General features: G+C 60.9%; 17 protein-coding genes. 8 read left to right on the forward strand and 9 right to left on the reverse strand.

Annotation, left to right across the window (positions count from 1 at the left end; genetic code table 11):
- Positions 1–5: 5 nt before the first annotated feature.
- From BLX89_RS10960 to BLX89_RS10980, 5 genes are all read right to left on the reverse strand, one after another.
- The gene (locus BLX89_RS10960) at positions 6–830 is read right to left on the reverse strand and encodes an ABC transporter permease subunit (protein ID WP_075291103.1); all 825 of its coding nucleotides are present in this window, start codon (positions 828–830) and stop codon (positions 6–8) included.
- 431 nt (positions 831–1261) lie between these two features.
- A complete protein-coding gene (locus BLX89_RS10965) occupies positions 1262–2560 on the reverse strand; it encodes an extracellular solute-binding protein (protein WP_075290932.1) in 1299 nt (432 codons plus the stop codon).
- A 106-nt stretch (positions 2561–2666) separates the two neighbouring features.
- Positions 2667–3035 carry a YraN family protein gene (locus BLX89_RS10970; RefSeq protein ID WP_075290933.1) on the reverse strand — a complete coding sequence of 123 codons (369 nt, stop codon included), beginning with the start codon at positions 3033–3035 and terminating at the stop codon, positions 2667–2669.
- Complete coding sequence (gene rsmI, locus BLX89_RS10975; protein ID WP_075290934.1) at positions 3025–3954, reverse strand: 16S rRNA (cytidine(1402)-2'-O)-methyltransferase; 930 nt, start codon at positions 3952–3954, stop codon at positions 3025–3027. Before rsmI ends, BLX89_RS10970 begins: the two co-directional genes overlap by 11 nt.
- 104 nt (positions 3955–4058) lie before the next feature.
- Positions 4059–4508: a DUF1284 domain-containing protein gene (locus BLX89_RS10980; protein WP_075290935.1), complete on the reverse strand. Its 450-nt coding sequence runs from the start codon at positions 4506–4508 to the stop codon at positions 4059–4061.
- A gap of 295 nt (positions 4509–4803) precedes the next feature.
- On the opposite strand from BLX89_RS10980, the gene dnaN reads away from it, so the two are divergent.
- The 4 genes from dnaN (at position 4804) to pyrF (ending at position 8137) form a co-directional block, all read left to right on the forward strand.
- Positions 4804–5922: a DNA polymerase III subunit beta gene (gene dnaN / locus BLX89_RS10985; protein WP_075290936.1), complete on the forward strand. Its 1119-nt coding sequence runs from the start codon at positions 4804–4806 to the stop codon at positions 5920–5922.
- 332 nt (positions 5923–6254) lie between these two features.
- Positions 6255–6851, forward strand: a complete 597-nt coding sequence (gene pmtA, locus BLX89_RS10990; RefSeq protein ID WP_075290937.1) for a phospholipid N-methyltransferase PmtA — start codon at positions 6255–6257, stop codon at positions 6849–6851.
- Positions 6852–6857: 6 nt separating this feature from the next.
- The gene (locus BLX89_RS10995; RefSeq protein ID WP_075290938.1) at positions 6858–7439 is read left to right on the forward strand and encodes a histidine phosphatase family protein; all 582 of its coding nucleotides are present in this window, start codon (positions 6858–6860) and stop codon (positions 7437–7439) included.
- On the forward strand, positions 7436–8137 hold the full coding sequence (pyrF, locus tag BLX89_RS11000; protein ID WP_075291104.1) for an orotidine-5'-phosphate decarboxylase: 702 nt from the start codon (positions 7436–7438) through the stop codon (positions 8135–8137). Before BLX89_RS10995 ends, pyrF begins: the two co-directional genes overlap by 4 nt.
- Before the next feature lie 740 nt (positions 8138–8877).
- Here the strand turns inward: pyrF and BLX89_RS11010 are convergent.
- Complete coding sequence (locus BLX89_RS11010; RefSeq protein ID WP_075290940.1) at positions 8878–9510, reverse strand: CatB-related O-acetyltransferase; 633 nt, start codon at positions 9508–9510, stop codon at positions 8878–8880.
- A 228-nt stretch (positions 9511–9738) separates the two neighbouring features.
- Here BLX89_RS11010 and BLX89_RS11015 point away from each other — a divergent pair, with 228 nt between their 5' ends.
- Positions 9739–10281 carry an MAPEG family protein gene (locus BLX89_RS11015; protein WP_075290941.1) on the forward strand — a complete coding sequence of 181 codons (543 nt, stop codon included), beginning with the start codon at positions 9739–9741 and terminating at the stop codon, positions 10279–10281.
- A gap of 16 nt (positions 10282–10297) precedes the next feature.
- Here BLX89_RS11015 and BLX89_RS11020 read toward each other — a convergent pair whose 3' ends face one another.
- Entirely contained in the window at positions 10298–10603 is a 306-nt protein-coding gene (locus tag BLX89_RS11020; RefSeq protein WP_075290942.1) for a hypothetical protein, read from the reverse strand.
- Positions 10604–10761: 158 nt separating this feature from the next.
- Positions 10762–11868 carry a right-handed parallel beta-helix repeat-containing protein gene (locus BLX89_RS11025; RefSeq protein WP_245292806.1) on the reverse strand — a complete coding sequence of 369 codons (1107 nt, stop codon included), beginning with the start codon at positions 11866–11868 and terminating at the stop codon, positions 10762–10764.
- Positions 11869–11960: 92 nt separating this feature from the next.
- Here BLX89_RS11025 and BLX89_RS11030 point away from each other — a divergent pair, with 92 nt between their 5' ends.
- The 3 genes from BLX89_RS11030 to BLX89_RS24245 all read left to right on the forward strand — a co-directional run bounded on the left by BLX89_RS11030 (position 11961) and on the right by BLX89_RS24245 (position 13896).
- The gene (locus BLX89_RS11030) at positions 11961–12248 is read left to right on the forward strand and encodes a DUF1330 domain-containing protein (RefSeq protein ID WP_075290943.1); all 288 of its coding nucleotides are present in this window, start codon (positions 11961–11963) and stop codon (positions 12246–12248) included.
- Positions 12249–12382: 134 nt separating this feature from the next.
- A complete protein-coding gene (locus BLX89_RS11035; RefSeq protein WP_075290944.1) occupies positions 12383–13357 on the forward strand; it encodes a complex I NDUFA9 subunit family protein in 975 nt (324 codons plus the stop codon).
- Positions 13358–13731: 374 nt separating this feature from the next.
- Complete coding sequence (locus BLX89_RS24245; protein ID WP_143523581.1) at positions 13732–13896, forward strand: hypothetical protein; 165 nt, start codon at positions 13732–13734, stop codon at positions 13894–13896.
- Between the two features lie 105 nt (positions 13897–14001).
- On the opposite strand, the gene BLX89_RS11040 is transcribed toward BLX89_RS24245, so the two are convergent.
- On the reverse strand, positions 14002–14808 hold the full coding sequence (locus BLX89_RS11040; RefSeq protein WP_075290945.1) for an undecaprenyl-diphosphate phosphatase: 807 nt from the start codon (positions 14806–14808) through the stop codon (positions 14002–14004).
- Between the last annotated feature and the right edge of the window lie 208 nt (positions 14809–15016).

The following is a 15016-nucleotide window of genomic DNA, read 5'->3' on the forward strand; positions in this document are numbered from 1 at the left end:
CGACCTCAAGTGTAGTGGACACGCCGCTCGATGAAGCGGAACTGGAAGATGGTGAGCACGAAGACGATGATCATCAGGATGACGGACTGGGCAGACGAGCCGCCGAGATCGTTGCCGCGGAAACCGTCCATATAGACCTTGTAGACGAGGGTGATCGGGTTGTTGGCGGCCTTGTCCTTCACCATCACGTCGATGATGCCGAAGGTATCGAAGAGGGCGTAGGTGGTGTTGATGATCAGGAGGAAGAAGGCAGTCGGGGCAAGCAGCGGCAGGATCACGGTCCAGAAACGGCGGAAACCGGAGCGGCAGTCCATCAGCGCCGCCTCGCGCACGGAGACCGGAATGCCCTGCAGGCCGGAGAGGAAGAAGATGAAATTGTAGGGGATCTGCTTCCAGACGGAGACGATGATCATCGCGGCCGCGGTGTCGGTGTAGTTGAGGCCGACCTTCATGTCCCAGCCGAACAGACCGACGAATTTGACCAGCGGGCCGATGTGCTGGTCGAACATCATCATGCCCATGAGGCCGGCGACCGGCGGGGCGATGGCGTAGACCCAGATGAGCAGCGTCTTGTAGGTGGCATTGCCGCGGATGATGCCGTCTGCCTTGACGGCAAGCAGCAGGCCGATGGCGAGCGAAAAGAAGGTGACGAGCGCCGTAAAGACGGCGGTGAAGCGGGCGATGCCGAGATATTCCGTCGATTTCAGGACATCGGTGTAGTTGCTCATGCCGACGAAGGTGGAGCCGAAGCCGAAGGGGTCCTCGAGATAGAAGGACGACTGGATCGCCTGCACCGAGGGCCAATAGAAGAAGATGAAGATGATCGCCATCTGCGGAGCGAGGAAGAGATAAGGCAGGTAGGGCGAGGAAAACTGCACGCGCTTGGCGAAATCCGGCTCCGAGGGGGTGGAGCGGAAACGACGGAAAAAGCCGCCGGCGGTGGGGAGCGCGGGGCTTGTCGGGGAGAGCGATGGTGCGTGTGTCATGGGGTTGGCCCTTGGGAGTGTCTTGGGTGCGGAGGGCTTTGCCCCTCACCCCGGCCCTCTCCCCGCTTGCGGGGAGAGGGGATGATCGCGTGTTGGCTGCTTCTCGGGCCATCATGGGATGGCGGGAGGTGCGGCATATCCCTTCTCCCCGCGTGCGGGGAGAAGGTGGCCGACAGGCCGGATGAGGGGCAGAGGCAATCTCGGAGATTGCCGCGCCACCCCCCTCTGTCAGCTCTGGTGACATCTCCCCCGAAAGGGGGGAGAAGGGAGGGAGATCAGCCAGCGGTCTTCGCAAAACGGGCGAGAAGTTCGTTGCCTTCCTTCTCGATCGTGTCGAAGGCGTCCTTGACGGAGACTTCGTTTGCGAAGATGCGGCCGTATTCGCGTTCCATGATTTCGCGGATCTGCGGGTAGAAGCCGAGGCGGTAACCCTTGGACCACTCGCCCGACGGCAGCATCAGCTGCTTGATGCCGACTTCGGCGACCGGGGTCTTCTCATAGTAGCCTTCAGCCTTGGCAAGCTCGTAGGCCGCCTTGGTGATGGCGACGTAGCCGGTGGCCTGGTGGTAGAACTTCTGGATTTCCGGCGAGGTCAGGAACTGGAAGAAGTCGGCAACGCACTTGTTTTCTTCATCCGACTTGCCGGCCATTGCAAAGAGGGCAGCGCCGCCGATGAAGGACGAGGTGCCGGCGCCCTGGATCGAACCCCAATAGGGCAGGAAGTTTGCCGAGAACAGCATCTGGGCGGTCTTGGTCAGGCCGCCGAAGGAGCCGGAGGAGCCGATCCAGAGGGCCGCCTTGTTTTCCTCGAACATCTTCTGGTTATCGTTCCAGCCGGCGCCGTAATAGGCGAAATAGCCTTCATCGGCCCAGGCCTTCAGCTTTTCGAACATCATGACGAGGTTCGGGTCGGTGACCTTCAGCTGGGTGTCGACGACGCTGTCGTAACCGTTGTTGTTGGTGGCGAACTGGATGTTGTTGCGCGAGAAGAAGTTCTCGGTGAACTGCCAGGTCAACTGCGACTGGACGAGCGGGATGTAGCCGGCTTCCTTGAGCTTCGGGGCGATGGCTTCGAACTCTTCCCAGGTCTTCGGGGCTTCGACGCCGGCCTTCTTCAGGGCCTCGTCGTTGATGTACATGATCGGGGCCGAAGAGTTGAACGGCATGCCGACGAACTTGCCTTCGCTGTCGGCGTAGAAATAGCGCACGCCATCGATGAAGGCGTTGCGGTCGAAGGTGTAGCCTGCCTTGGTGATCAGGTCTTCAGCCGGGATGACGGCGCCCTTGGCGTTGATGATGGTGGCGGCACCCGCATCGAAGACCTGCAGGATGTTCGGCTGTTCACCCGAGCGGAAGGCGGCGATGCCGGAAGCGAGCGCTTCCTCATAGGTGCCCTTGGAAACCGGGGTCAGCGCGCAGGTCGTCTGGGCGGCGTTGAACTTCTGGGCAACCTCATTGATGACTTCGCCGTTGCGGCCGGCCATGCCGTGCCACCAGGTGATGTTGGTCGCGGCAAACGAGGAGGTTGCGGAAAATGCCAGCGCGAGGCCGGTCATCGTGATGTTCTTGATCATGGGGCAGTTCCTTTCACCAGGGTTAAGGTGAGGAACCCGCTAAAGACCTTTCATGACGCTAGGATAACGCTTTGATGTCGGTTCTGTAACATCGATGCACGCGTGTTCAAAAAGCATCGATGAGATGAACAGGCCAGCGCCAGGGGCTGACGGAGATGATGTCATAACGAATGGAAAGCCTTGTGGCGTCGGGTTGCCGGGCGAGCCAGAGATTGCTTGCCGCACGGATGCGGCGCTGGCTGAGCGGCGAGACGGCGGTCACGGCGCTCTCGATGTTTGCACGGGCTTTCACTTCGATGCAGGCCACCAGATCGCCCTTGCGGGCGATGATGTCGATCTCGCCGAGTTTGGTGCGATAGCGGAAGGCGGCGATGCGATAGCCCTTGAGCAGGAGAGCGAGCACAGCGCGATATTCGGCGATCGCGCCTTTGCGCAGCGCCCTGATCTTGCGGATATCGGCCGGCTCAGGCGCCATCGCGCGCCTTCAACTCCAAAAGCCGATCGTAAAGGTCCTTGCGGTTGAGGCCGGTTCGTTTTGCGGCTTCGGTGGCGGCCTTGCCGGTGGACATGTCTTTCGCGAGCGCAGAGAGGAGAGCGTCGACATCCTCTTCCTTCGGCGGCGCTGGTGCATCCGGCGGGGCGACGACGAAGACGATCTCGCCTTTCACGGTAGCGCCTTCGTCATAGAAGGTTTTCAGCTCGGCAAGCGTGCCGCGACGAAATTCCTCGAAGGTTTTCGTGAGTTCGCGGCAGACGCTGGCGCGGCGGGTTTCGCCGAGCACATCGCAAGCGGCCGCGACGGTGGCGGCGATGCGGTGCGGGGATTCGAAGAAGATGAGGGTTGCGGGTACGGTGGCGAGTTCGGCGAGGCGGTCGCGACGGGCCTTGTCCTTGGAGGGCAGGAAGCCGGCGAACAGGAAGGTGTCGTTGGAGAGGCCGGAACCGACAAGGGCGGCAAGCGGCGCCGAGGGGCCTGGGATCGGGATGACGCGGTGACCGGCTTCGATGGCCGCCTGGCCGAGGCGATAGCCGGGGTCCGACACGAGCGGCGTGCCGGCATCGGAGACGAGAGCCACGGATTTTCCGGCCTCAAGCGCCGCAATCAGGCGCGGCCCGGCCTCGTCGGCATTGTGCTCGTGATAGGCATAGGGGCGGTTGACGATGCCGTAGCGGTCGAGCAGGACGCGGGTGACGCGGGTGTCCTCGCAGGCCAGCACATCGGCGCCGGCCAGGGTTTCAAGGGCGCGGAGCGTGATGTCGGCGAGATTGCCGATGGGGGTGGCGACGAGATAAAGCGCCGGCTCCAGCGGGCGGGCGGGAACGGCGATGTTATGGATGCGATAGGTCTTTTGCCTGTCGCCGGGGGTGCCGTCTGCCTGATGTTCCAAGGTCATGGTCTTTCCGAGTGCTGTTGCCGGCCTTTATGGGCGAGCGGGGCGGTGGCGGCAAGGGCCGGCATGCCGGATTGCATCGAAGGTCGCGAAGCTGGCGGTGGCCGTCACCCGTCCGCGATCACTCTGCCGTGGGGCGGATGGATGAGCGCATCTTGGTAACCGTTGCCGGAGATGGTGCTGCAGAGCTCGAACCATTCGCAGCCGGCACAGGCTGTCCGGGTATCTCCTGCCGCGAAGCCGGCACGCATCCGCTCGATCAGGGACGGTCGGGGTTCGATCAGGGTGCCTGCCGAAAGGGCAAGATCGAGAATGCGGCCGACATCTTCGGCTGCCTTGATGTCGCGCCTGCCCACGCTCTCATGGTGGCAATGGGATTCTCTTTCATGAAGAAGCGGCGCGCAGATATCGTCCGGTCCATCGACAATCAGGATTTCTTCCCCGGCAGAAAGCCGCGCCGCGATCCGATCGTAGTTGGCGACGAAGGTGGGGGTATATCCCTTGCCGACATAGGTGAGCAGGCAGAGGAGGTGGTGCGCGCGCAGGCGAACGGTCATCTGTCGGGGGTACGCTGCCCGGGGCGGACGCTCGGGGCTGAGGTGTCAGGTTTGGCTTTCATCATGCCGCACAGATAATGAAGGATGGCGATCCCGTCGAGCGGGTGTTGCTGTGGGATACTGGGGACGAGCGCCCATTCCGGCCCCAAATCGTCCTTTCTTGCAGGCGATAGCGCTTGCTTTTGGCGGCTTCTTTCTGCCATTTTGCCCGTCCACATCTCTGTGGGCCCGATGGGGCGTCTAAGGTAAAGGCCGGGAGGCTTCTTCCGGTGTTCGTTGAAAGCGGTAGCATCCCATGCGTATTACGATCGAGCGGTCCAATCTCCTGAAGTCGCTGAACCACGTTCACCGCGTGGTCGAGCGTCGCAACACCATTCCGATCCTCTCGAACGTGCTGTTGCGTGCCGATGGCGCTAGCCTCGACATGAAGGCGACCGACCTCGATCTCGAAATCACCGAAGCGACGCCTGCCCAAGTGGAGCAACCCGGCGCGACGACGGTGCCGGCGCATCTGCTCTACGACATCGTGCGCAAGCTGTCCGATGGCTCCGAGGTTGCTCTTGCCACCAACACCGAAGGCACGGCGATGACGGTGCAATCGGGCCGCTCGAAATTCTCGTTGCAGTGCCTGCCGCAATCCGATTTTCCGGACCTTACGGCCGGCGCCTTCAGCCATACTTTCCGCATCAAGGCGACGGACCTGAAGATGCTGATCGATCGCACGCAGTTTGCGATCTCCACGGAAGAGACGCGCTATTACCTCAACGGCATCTATATCCACACGATCGAAAGCAAGGGCCAGCTGAAGCTGCGTGCCGTTGCAACCGACGGGCATCGTCTCGCCCGCGCCGATATCGAGGCGCCGTCGGGCTCGGAAGGCATGCCGGGTATCATCATTCCGCGCAAGACCGTCAGCGAATTGCAGAAGCTGGTCGACAACCCCGACGTCGTCGTGACCGTCGAAGTGTCGGACGCCAAGATCCGCCTCACCATCGGCTCGATCGTCATGACCTCGAAGCTGATCGACGGCACCTTCCCGGATTACCAGCGCGTCATCCCCGCCAACAACGAGAAGGAGCTGAAGATTGACTGCCAGTCCTTCGCCCAGGCCGTCGATCGCGTTTCCACCATTTCGTCCGAGCGCGGCCGCGCCGTAAAACTCTCGCTCACCGACGGGCAGCTGACGCTGACCGTCAACAACCCGGATTCGGGAAGTGCGACGGAAGAACTGCCGGTGGGCTATGAAAGCGACCCGCTGGAAATCGGCTTCAACGCCAAGTACCTGCTCGATATCACCGCTCAGCTTTCCGGCGACGAGGCCGTGTTCATGCTGGCCGATCCGGGCTCGCCGACGCTGGTGCGCGATCTTGCCGGCGATGATGCTTTGTACGTCCTGATGCCCATGCGCGTCTAGCATTCAGCCCAGGCTGGTCTGCACAGACTGCGGCGCGTCCTTCTCCCCGCGCGCGGGGAGAAGGTACCCGAAGGGCGGATGAGGGGCCAAAGCCGCAAGGTTTTCGGAGGAGGACAGTTTCGCCCCTCACCCTCTCCCCGCATGCGGGGAGAGGGGACTACTGTCGTTGCCGTTTGCCCTTTTAGCCGGCGAAGCAGATTTACGGAATTCCCGACATTTAACGACGCGGAAAGACTTGTTTTTGTCGCAAAGCACGTCAAATATTCGGTACGTCGAATACGCTGCATGAGGGCGGCGGGTTCTGCGGGGCTCAATGGCTCGCGGGGAGAAAAATGAATTTTCGTCTGAAGCAGCGTTTCGAACAGAAATTTGACGAGGAAATCCGGTTCTTCAAGGGCTGGAAGCAGAACATGAAGGCGGTCGGCTCGATTATCCCGACCTCCGGCGTGACCGCCCGGCGCATGGCGAGCGTCGTCAATCCCCATTCGGGCCTGCCGGTTCTCGAGCTCGGCCCCGGAACCGGCGTGATCACCAAGGCAATCCTCGAAAAGGGCGTGAAGCCGGAAAACCTGTTCTCGGTCGAGTTCTCGACGGATTTCTACGAGCATCTGATCGGCCGCTTCCCCGAGGTGAATTTCATCAACGGCGATGCCTTCGATCTCTCCACGACGCTCGGCGAACACAGGGACCGGCAGTTCGACTGCGTGATCTCGGCGGTACCGCTTCTGAATTTCCCGATGTATCGCCGCGTGGCGCTGATCGAGGACCTGTTGAAGCGAATCCCTGTCGGCCGTCCGGTCATCCAGATTTCCTACGGGCCGCTTTCGCCGATCGTCGCGCTGCCGGATCGCTACCAGATCTCCCATTATGATTTTGTCGTGCGCAATATTCCGCCAGCGCAGCTCTGGATCTACCGCAAGGCGCATTGACGGCCCATGTTTGCCGTTTACATCACCCACCCGCAGGTGCGGATAGACCCTGCCGTTGCGGTGCCGCAATGGGGGCTGTCCGAGCTTGGCGTCGCGCGGGCGCGGCAGACGGCCGGGCATGGCTGGGTGCGTGACATAGGCCGGTTTTTGTCGAGCGATGAGGTGAAGGCCAAGGAGACGGCGGCGATCCTTGCAGACGGGCGGCCTGTCGAAATTCTTGAGCACTCCGGGGAGAACGACCGCTCGGCGACGGGCTTTCTGAAGCCCGATGCCTTCGAGGACGCGGCGGACTGGTTCTTTGCCAACCCCACGGAAAGCTTTCGCGGCTGGGAAAGGGCGGTGGATGCGCAGGCGCGGATCGTATCGGCGGTTTTCGGCGCGCTGGAGACGCATGATCCAGCCGTTCCGGTCGCTTTCGTTGGGCATGGCGGGGTCGGCACGCTCTTGAAATGCCATCTGGCCGGTGTGCCGATCGCGCGCCACGACCAGCCGGCGGGCGGCGGCAATCTCTTTGCATTTTCCCTTGCGGATCGAGCGCTCGCATGCGACTGGACCCCCATCGAAACATGGCGGGGATGGATGGCATGACAAGTGCACGCGACAGGCTGATCGTTGGTCTCGATATTCCGACAATCGGCGAAGCGGAAAAGATCGTGGCCACGATCGGCGACGAGGCGATCTTCTACAAGATCGGCTACCAGCTGGTCTTCGCCGGTGGTCTGGAATTCGCTAGCGATCTCGCCAAGAGCGGGAAAAACGTCTTCCTCGACATGAAGCTGCTCGACATCGACAACACGGTGGCCAAGGGCGTGGAAAACATCGCCAGGATGGGCATGTCGATGCTGACGATGCACGCCTATCCCAAGGCGATGAAGGCGGCGGTCGAGGCGGCGAAAGGCTCCGGCCTTTGCCTGCTCGGCGTGACCGTCCTGACCTCGATGGATGCCGCGGATGTGAAAGATGCGGGTTACGCTCTTGATCCCAAGGCGCTGGTGCTCCGCCGCGCCGAACAGGCACGCGACGCCGGCATGGGCGGCATCGTTTGCTCGGCAGAGGAAGCGGCTGCGGTGCGCGGCATCGTCGGGCCGGATATGGCTGTCGTGACGCCGGGCATCCGGCCGACAGGCAGCGACCACGGCGACCAGAAGCGGGTGATGACACCGGGCGATGCGCTGGCCGCCGGATCGAGCCACCTCGTCGTCGGCCGCCCGATCGTCAAGGCCGCCGACCCGCTGGCGGCGGTGAAAGCGATTGTCGCGGAGATGGATGCGGCGTTGAAGGGGTAAGTATGAGGTGGGATGCCTTTGGGCGTCTTGCTCCTTATGACGGAAAATATCCGCTTTGAGACACGTTCGGGTGCTGTGGAATGGCTGCGCCAACGCGGTTACAGCCTTTCCAGATCATCGTCCGGCCGAACAGCGTTGCTTTAGCGCCAGTCTTGGCTCGACGGTCCGAAGCGATCAGCTCTGCGATATTCTCTCGATGGGTTATGCGGTCTGACGATTAGGGTGCGTCTACTGGAATAGCTTCTCCCAAGATCAGATATGATGGTCAAATCGCATTGAATTTTCCTTGGATCGATTATGGCGAGGCGCACAATGGCGTCCGCGAGCCAGCTGAGCGGCATCGCATTCGATGCCATCATTCTTAGAACAGTGGTTTTATAAAACTTTGATGCGAGTTCGAACGGCCCATTCTCTGGCGGATTGATGTCGCTTGCCAAATGTAACTCAATTTGATGCTGTTCCATCCGCTCAAGGAACGATCGATATTGGCCCAAGGCCCAGTACCCGTCGAGATCATTATACCTGCTGACAAACGTCTCAAGAACATCATGGGAGATACCCCGAAACTGGCTTCGGCGCGCCATTTTATGCTATCCGTTAAATTGAACGATCTGCACGTTTCAGCGGTGCAAAAGGACCATCATAAAGGTTACTCGGATTCTGTTCATAGAGTACCTCTTCGGTAAGATTCAAGAACCTGATGATGCGCTGAATGGGTGAACGCCAGGCTCGCCTTGGTTTCAAGCCTTTCGCAGCGCTGACAGGTCGCCTTCCGTCAGGGCGACCAGATTGGCTTCGATCTTGTCCAGCGGCCAATCCCACCAGGCGATTTCGAGAAGTTCCGCGATGACTTCTTGCGGATAGCGCATCCGGAGGACGGTTGCCGGATTTCCGCCGACAACGGCATAGGGCGGGACGTTTCGGGCAACGACCGAAGCCGCGGCAACAATCGCGCCGGTACCAATCTGCACGCCCGGCATGATCGCGGCGACATGGCCGATCCAGACATCGTGGCCGACAATCGTATCCCTTACCGGCAAGTCCTTGTAGCCGAAGGTTTCTGGCTTGAAGATGCGGAAGGGATAGGTGCTGAAGCCGCTCATCGGGTGATTGGCCGAGCTGGTAATGAAGTAGCTGCCCCGCGCGATTTGTACGAATTTGCCGATCACAAGCCGTTCCCGACAGCCGTGGCCGAGGTACGGGGCGAGTATTTGGGCTGTGTCTTCAGGCTTTTCGGAATGCGTGAAATAGCTGTAATCGCCCACTTCGATGCGCGGATGGTCGATGACGTTCTTCAGGTGGACGGTATCGCGATAGACAGTGCCATCCGGCAGGACAATCGGATGAATGGCGTCTGCGTCGAGAAGTGGCATGGAACTCCCTTCCGTGAAACGGCAGCCTGATCTTGGTCAGAAGCCTACTGTCTGGCATCGCCGGGATCGATGGCTTCAGACAAATGCTTTCATGAAATATCTGAATGGAAGCAGCGACCGGGATCGACCGGCAATGCTTCCATCTCGGGCACAGCGACAGCAAGCTTTCAAAGCCTTGATGTGCTGTTACGATGCGGCGTATCGCAACACTGGCTGGGCCCATCACTGATGCTTACCGAAAAACAGCGCGGGGTCTTGAGGGGTATGATGGGCGGCCTGATCGCCGCCTTGCTCGCCCTTTCGCTCGCGATCATTCTCGCGCCAGACGCTTTTCTTCCGGATGACGAGACGGCCCTGTCGGCAATTTTACATGCCCTTCGGTGGGATGCCCTCGTGGTAGTGTGGCTTGCCGCGAGCATAGCGGCTCTGGCGCGGCACCGGTTCTTCAATCCTTCGGATATCGATGGCGGGGGGCTCACCGAGGGTACGTCTACCGCAAAGGTTCTCCAGTCGATGCTTCAGAATACGCTGGAACAGGTGGTGCTGGCACTTGCGACCCATCTTCTATGGGCAGCCGTCATGCCATGGCGGTGGCAAGCGGCAATTCCCGTGGCGGTAATGCTGTTCTTTCTTGGTCGTGCCCTTTTCTGGCGGGGCTATGGGCATGGGGCACCGGCCCGTGCACTCGGCTTCGCCCTGACTTTTTATCCCACGGTCGTCATGCTTTTTGGCGTCGTCGTGAACCTCGTCTGGATGGCAATCACCGGCTAATCACCGGGGCCTTAGCTCAGATCCCCGAGCCGTCGAGTTCCTCGTCGTCCTTGCCTGCCCAGGCGGGCGGCATTGTCATCTGGTCGAGGTTGGCCGAGGGCATCGGCATCCAGCATTTCAGTTCCGGCTCCGCATATTCAATGATCCGGCCGGGGGCGGAATCGGAGGAGCGCCAGGCTTCGCCGCCGTATCGATCGCCATGCGACCAGTAGGCGACATCGACAGCACCCGGTCCCTGTTCGGTCGCGCGGATCGTGACCAGGATACGGCTGCCGTCTCTCGGCGCGGTTCGCATCTGTCGCCAGGGGCCCAGGTTTTCCATCGTCGTCTCCTCCGTCCGAGATGATCAAGTGTCGCCTTGCGCAGAGGTACGGTCAACTCGTTGTTTTCAGAACAAGGCGGTGTCGATTGCCCGGCGTCCCGTTCGGGCCCGCGGACGCACGACATTCGCCCGTCCGGTCCCATCGCAACCGGGCCATCCTATTCCGCTGTGTTGCCCTTGACCGTGTTCGTTCGGTCATCGTCGCGGATCAGCGAGAGAGCGCCGCCCTTCAGCGTGTTGCCGGAGACCGTGTTGTTGTCTGCAAAATCCCTGGCGCTCAATCCGCTGCCGAAGGGGGCGGAGGGGGCTGTCAGGCAATAGAGGCGGGCGCCGTTGCGGGAGTTGAGCCAGACGGCAGGCTCGGCGTCGCGGCTGCCTTTCGGATAGGAGAAGATATTGCCGGCGATCTCGTTGCGCTGCGGTTTCTGGTGGCGGATGGTGCCGCCTTCGCCGCAGTTGCGATAGACGAAGATGCCGCCGTTCATCGGGTTGTTGAAGCTGTTGCCGACAATTCGGTTATGGGCCGAGCCGTCGATGGCGATCTGCTCGCGGTGGTCGGTGCGGACGGAAAAGCTGTTGTCGAGGATGGCGTTCTCAGCAGATTCCGAATCCAGATAGAGCGCGGTGCCGTCGCTTTTGCCTTGAAACCGGGAATTTCTGACAGTCAGGCCGGTGATGCCAGGGCCGGCATAGAGGGGGATCTGGCCATCGGCGACGAACGTCATTGCTTCGAGAACGATGTTTTTCGGGGCGGCTTGCTGGGCGTTTTTCGTGTGGTCGGCTTTCAGGGATGAGAGGCGAACCTCTTCGGTCTGGCCGTTTCGACCAAGGCCCTGAAGGCGAATGGCGCCTTTGACGACGCAGTTCCTGACGGTGATGTCGGTGGGAACGCTCCAGCGGCCATCCTTGGTCTTTGTCGAGCGGATCTGGACCGTCGGCCGGCCGTAATTGACCGTGCCGCGGGAGGTGTCGAGTGTGGCGCCAGCGCAGTCTATGGTAATGCCGGATGCCCGTTCGCCGGAGAGGATCAGTCGCTTGCTGATGACGTCGGCTTTGTCGAGCGTGAGCGAGCAGCGGATTTCGACGGCGGCCTTTTCCTTCGAGGCGGGCTCGCGCAGGGCGGCGTACTGTTTTGGAGAGCAGGCGGCGATGGCGGGTTTCGTCTCTGCGCGTGCCGAGAGGACGGCGGCTGGCAGAACGGCGGCAAGCGTCAGGATTGCGATCGATAAAGCCGATGTTTTCCGCATGTTATGCAAGCCTGCCATTATAAGTTTTCCGATTGGTCGGTGCTTGACCGCACCCGTGATTTGCCGGATCACAGTAATCCCATGCTTGCGGCGATAAAGAGGAGAAGGCAATGGCAAAGGGATACTGGATTGCGCGCGTCGATGTTCGCGATGCCGAACGCTACAAGGATTATGTCGCAGCCGCCAAGCCGGCCTTTGAAAAATACGGGGCCAATTTCCTGGCGCGTGGCGGGGAATATGAGCGGCTGGAAGGGCAGGTCCGGGCACGCAATGTGGTGATCGAGTTTCCCTCGCTGAAGGCGGCGCATGACTGCTATCACTCGCCTGAGTACCAGATCGCGGCGGCCATCCGGCAACAGGTTGCCGATGCCGAGATGGTGATCGTCGAAGGCGTGTGATCGATCTTAACAAGCCGCGTCTTTTCGCGGCGCAAAACCCTGTCGGATAAGCCTTCACCTTGGCTGGCGATTGGGCTATGTAGCCGTAAGTTACCAAGCAACGCGCCCGCGCGATTTTCAGGAGTGCCTGTGCCATGACCTTGTCCAATATTCCGCCGCTCGTCACGGTTTTCGGTGGGTCTGGCTTTGTCGGGCGTCATGTGGTGCGCGCGCTTGCCCGTCGCGGCTATCGCATCCGCGTTGCGGTGCGCCGCCCGGATCTCGCCGGCTTCCTGCTGCCGCTCGGCAATGTCGGCCAGATTTCGCTGGTTCAGGCCAATCTGCGCTATCGCGCCTCGGTCGATGCCGCCGTCCAGGGCGCAAGCCATGTCGTCAACTGCGTCGGCGTTCTGTTCGAAGCCGGCCGCAACACGTTCGACGCCACCCAGGATTTTGGCGCGCGCGCGGTTGCCGAAGCGGCGCGCGCGGTTGGCGCCAAACTCGTGCATATCTCGGCGATCGGCGCCGACGTGAAGAGCGAATCGCTCTATGCCCGCTCCAAGGGGCGTGGCGAAAAGGCGGTCTTCGACACGCTTCCCGATGCCATCGTGCTGCGTCCTTCCGTCGTCTTCGGTCCGGAAGACCAGTTCTTCAACAAATTTGCCGAGATGGCCCGCTTCTCGCCTGTGCTGCCGCTGGTCGGCGGTGGCGAAACGGTGTTCCAGCCGGTTTATGTGACCGATCTCGCGGAAGCGGTCGCCGGCGCGATCGACGGCAAGGTCGAGGGCGGCAAGGTCTATGAGATCGGTGGCCCTGATGTGCTGACCTTCCGCGCCTGTCTCGAGATCATGCTGAAACAGATCAACCGCAAGCGCACGCTGCTGCCGCTACCCTTCGGTGTCGCCTCGCTGATCGGCTCTGTCGCATCGCTCGTGCCGTTCATCCAGCCGCCGCTGACGGCCGATCAGGTTATCTTGCTCAAGTCCGACAACGTGGTTTCGGATGCGGCCGGCAATGAAGGTCGTACGCTGCAGGCCTTCGGCATCGAGCCGACCTCCGTGGAAGCCATCCTGCCGTCCTATATCGTGCGCTACCGCCCGCAGGGCCAGTTTTCGCGCGGATTGGCGTAAGCAGTCTCTTTTCTGAAGGTGGGGTGACCCAGGATCGGGTCGTCCCCTCTCCCCGCATGCCGGGAGAGGGCTAGGGTGAGGGGCAATTCTTACCCTTGATGCTGCCGAGGCTTTCGCCCCTCATCCGCCCTTCGGGCACCTTCTCCCCGCAAGCAGGGAGAAGGACCGGGCCGCCGCATTACCGCCTTTGTATCTTCCCACCCAGCCCAAACGTTGCACTTCTGCCTCACTCGTTTTGAGGTTTCGCATTTACCTTGGATTCAACATGCTGCCGTATTGATAACGGCAGTCGCAACGCTTAGACAGCAGCCGCGCTGAGCCTTGCAAATCTTCAAGGCGCGGCACGTCAATTCCTATCGAGAGGCAGACAGTTCATGGGCAAGTCGATCGCAATCTTTTTTGCGTGCGCGGCACTCGTCATCGTGGCCGGTTCCTTCGCAGCGCCGAAGACCGTTGCGGGACATCACGGCGATTGCTCGCCGGCCTATGGCGTCGACCCGTGCACCACGGCCTCGATCGGCAAGCTTTCCGAAAACTGAGTTCTAAATCGTACTCTGAAAAGAGTACGTGACGTTTATGGCGGGGGCCAGGAACCGCGTGCAGCTTTCTATGGGAGCTGCGCGCGGTTTTCGTTTTTCGGTCGATCAGCCGAAGATGAAAAGGCCGATAATGCCGGCGGTGCCGACGACGATGCGCCAGATGGCGAAGGGTGCGAAGCCCCGGTTTGAAACAAAGTTGAGCAGCGAGCGCACGACGAAGAGCGCGGAGACGAAGGCGGCGATGAAGCCGATCGAAATGACCGTCACGTCGTTGAAATCAAGGGCGTTGCGGTTCTTGTAGAGATCGAGCGTGAAGGCGCCGAGCATGGTCGGCATGGCGAGGAAGAAGGAAAATTCCGCCGCCGAACGCTTGTCGGTGCCCATCAGCAGCGCGCCGGCAATGGTCGCGCCGGAGCGCGAGGTGCCCGGGATCATGGCAAGGCACTGGCAGAGACCGATTTTCAGAGCGAGCGAGGGTGGATAATCCATGACGTCGCGGTATTTCGGTTGCAGCGGCAGCTTGTCGATCGCGTAAAGGATGACGCCGCCGACGATCAGCACGATGCAGATCAGCATCGGCGTTTCGAAGAGCACGGACTTGATGAAATCGTGGGCGATGGCGCCGATGATGGCGGCCGGCAGGAAGGCGATGAGCACCGACAGCACGAAGCCGCGGGCCTTGGCGCTCGAGGGAAGAGCAAGCGCAATCGACAGCAGCCGCTGGAAATAGACGAGCAGGATCGCGAGGATGGCGCCGAGCTGGATGAGGACGGCAAAGGTATTGCCCGGGGATTTGAAGCCGAGAAAATGGCCGGCGAGCAGCACATGGGCGGTGGAGGAAACGGGAATGAACTCTGTCAGGCCTTCAATGAGGCCAAGGATAAGCGCGCTGATGATCGATTGATCCGCCATAAGTTAAGTATCCTTGAAGTTTTAATGATTAGCCTGAGCGCCGAAGAGGCATTGGCTGATTCGCTTGAGTTTGAGGCTGCAAATTTCTATAGCTTTTTCCGGTCCGCCACGGAACGGCCGGTTTCAGGCAATAGCACGCGGCCTTTACCCGACAGATAAGACCCGGACGTTGCCCTGATGGCCGTCCTCTCCTGATAGAACCGACGAA

Source organism: Pararhizobium arenae (genome assembly GCF_001931685.1).
In the GTDB taxonomy this organism is placed as follows: domain Bacteria; phylum Pseudomonadota; class Alphaproteobacteria; order Rhizobiales; family Rhizobiaceae; genus Pararhizobium; species Pararhizobium arenae.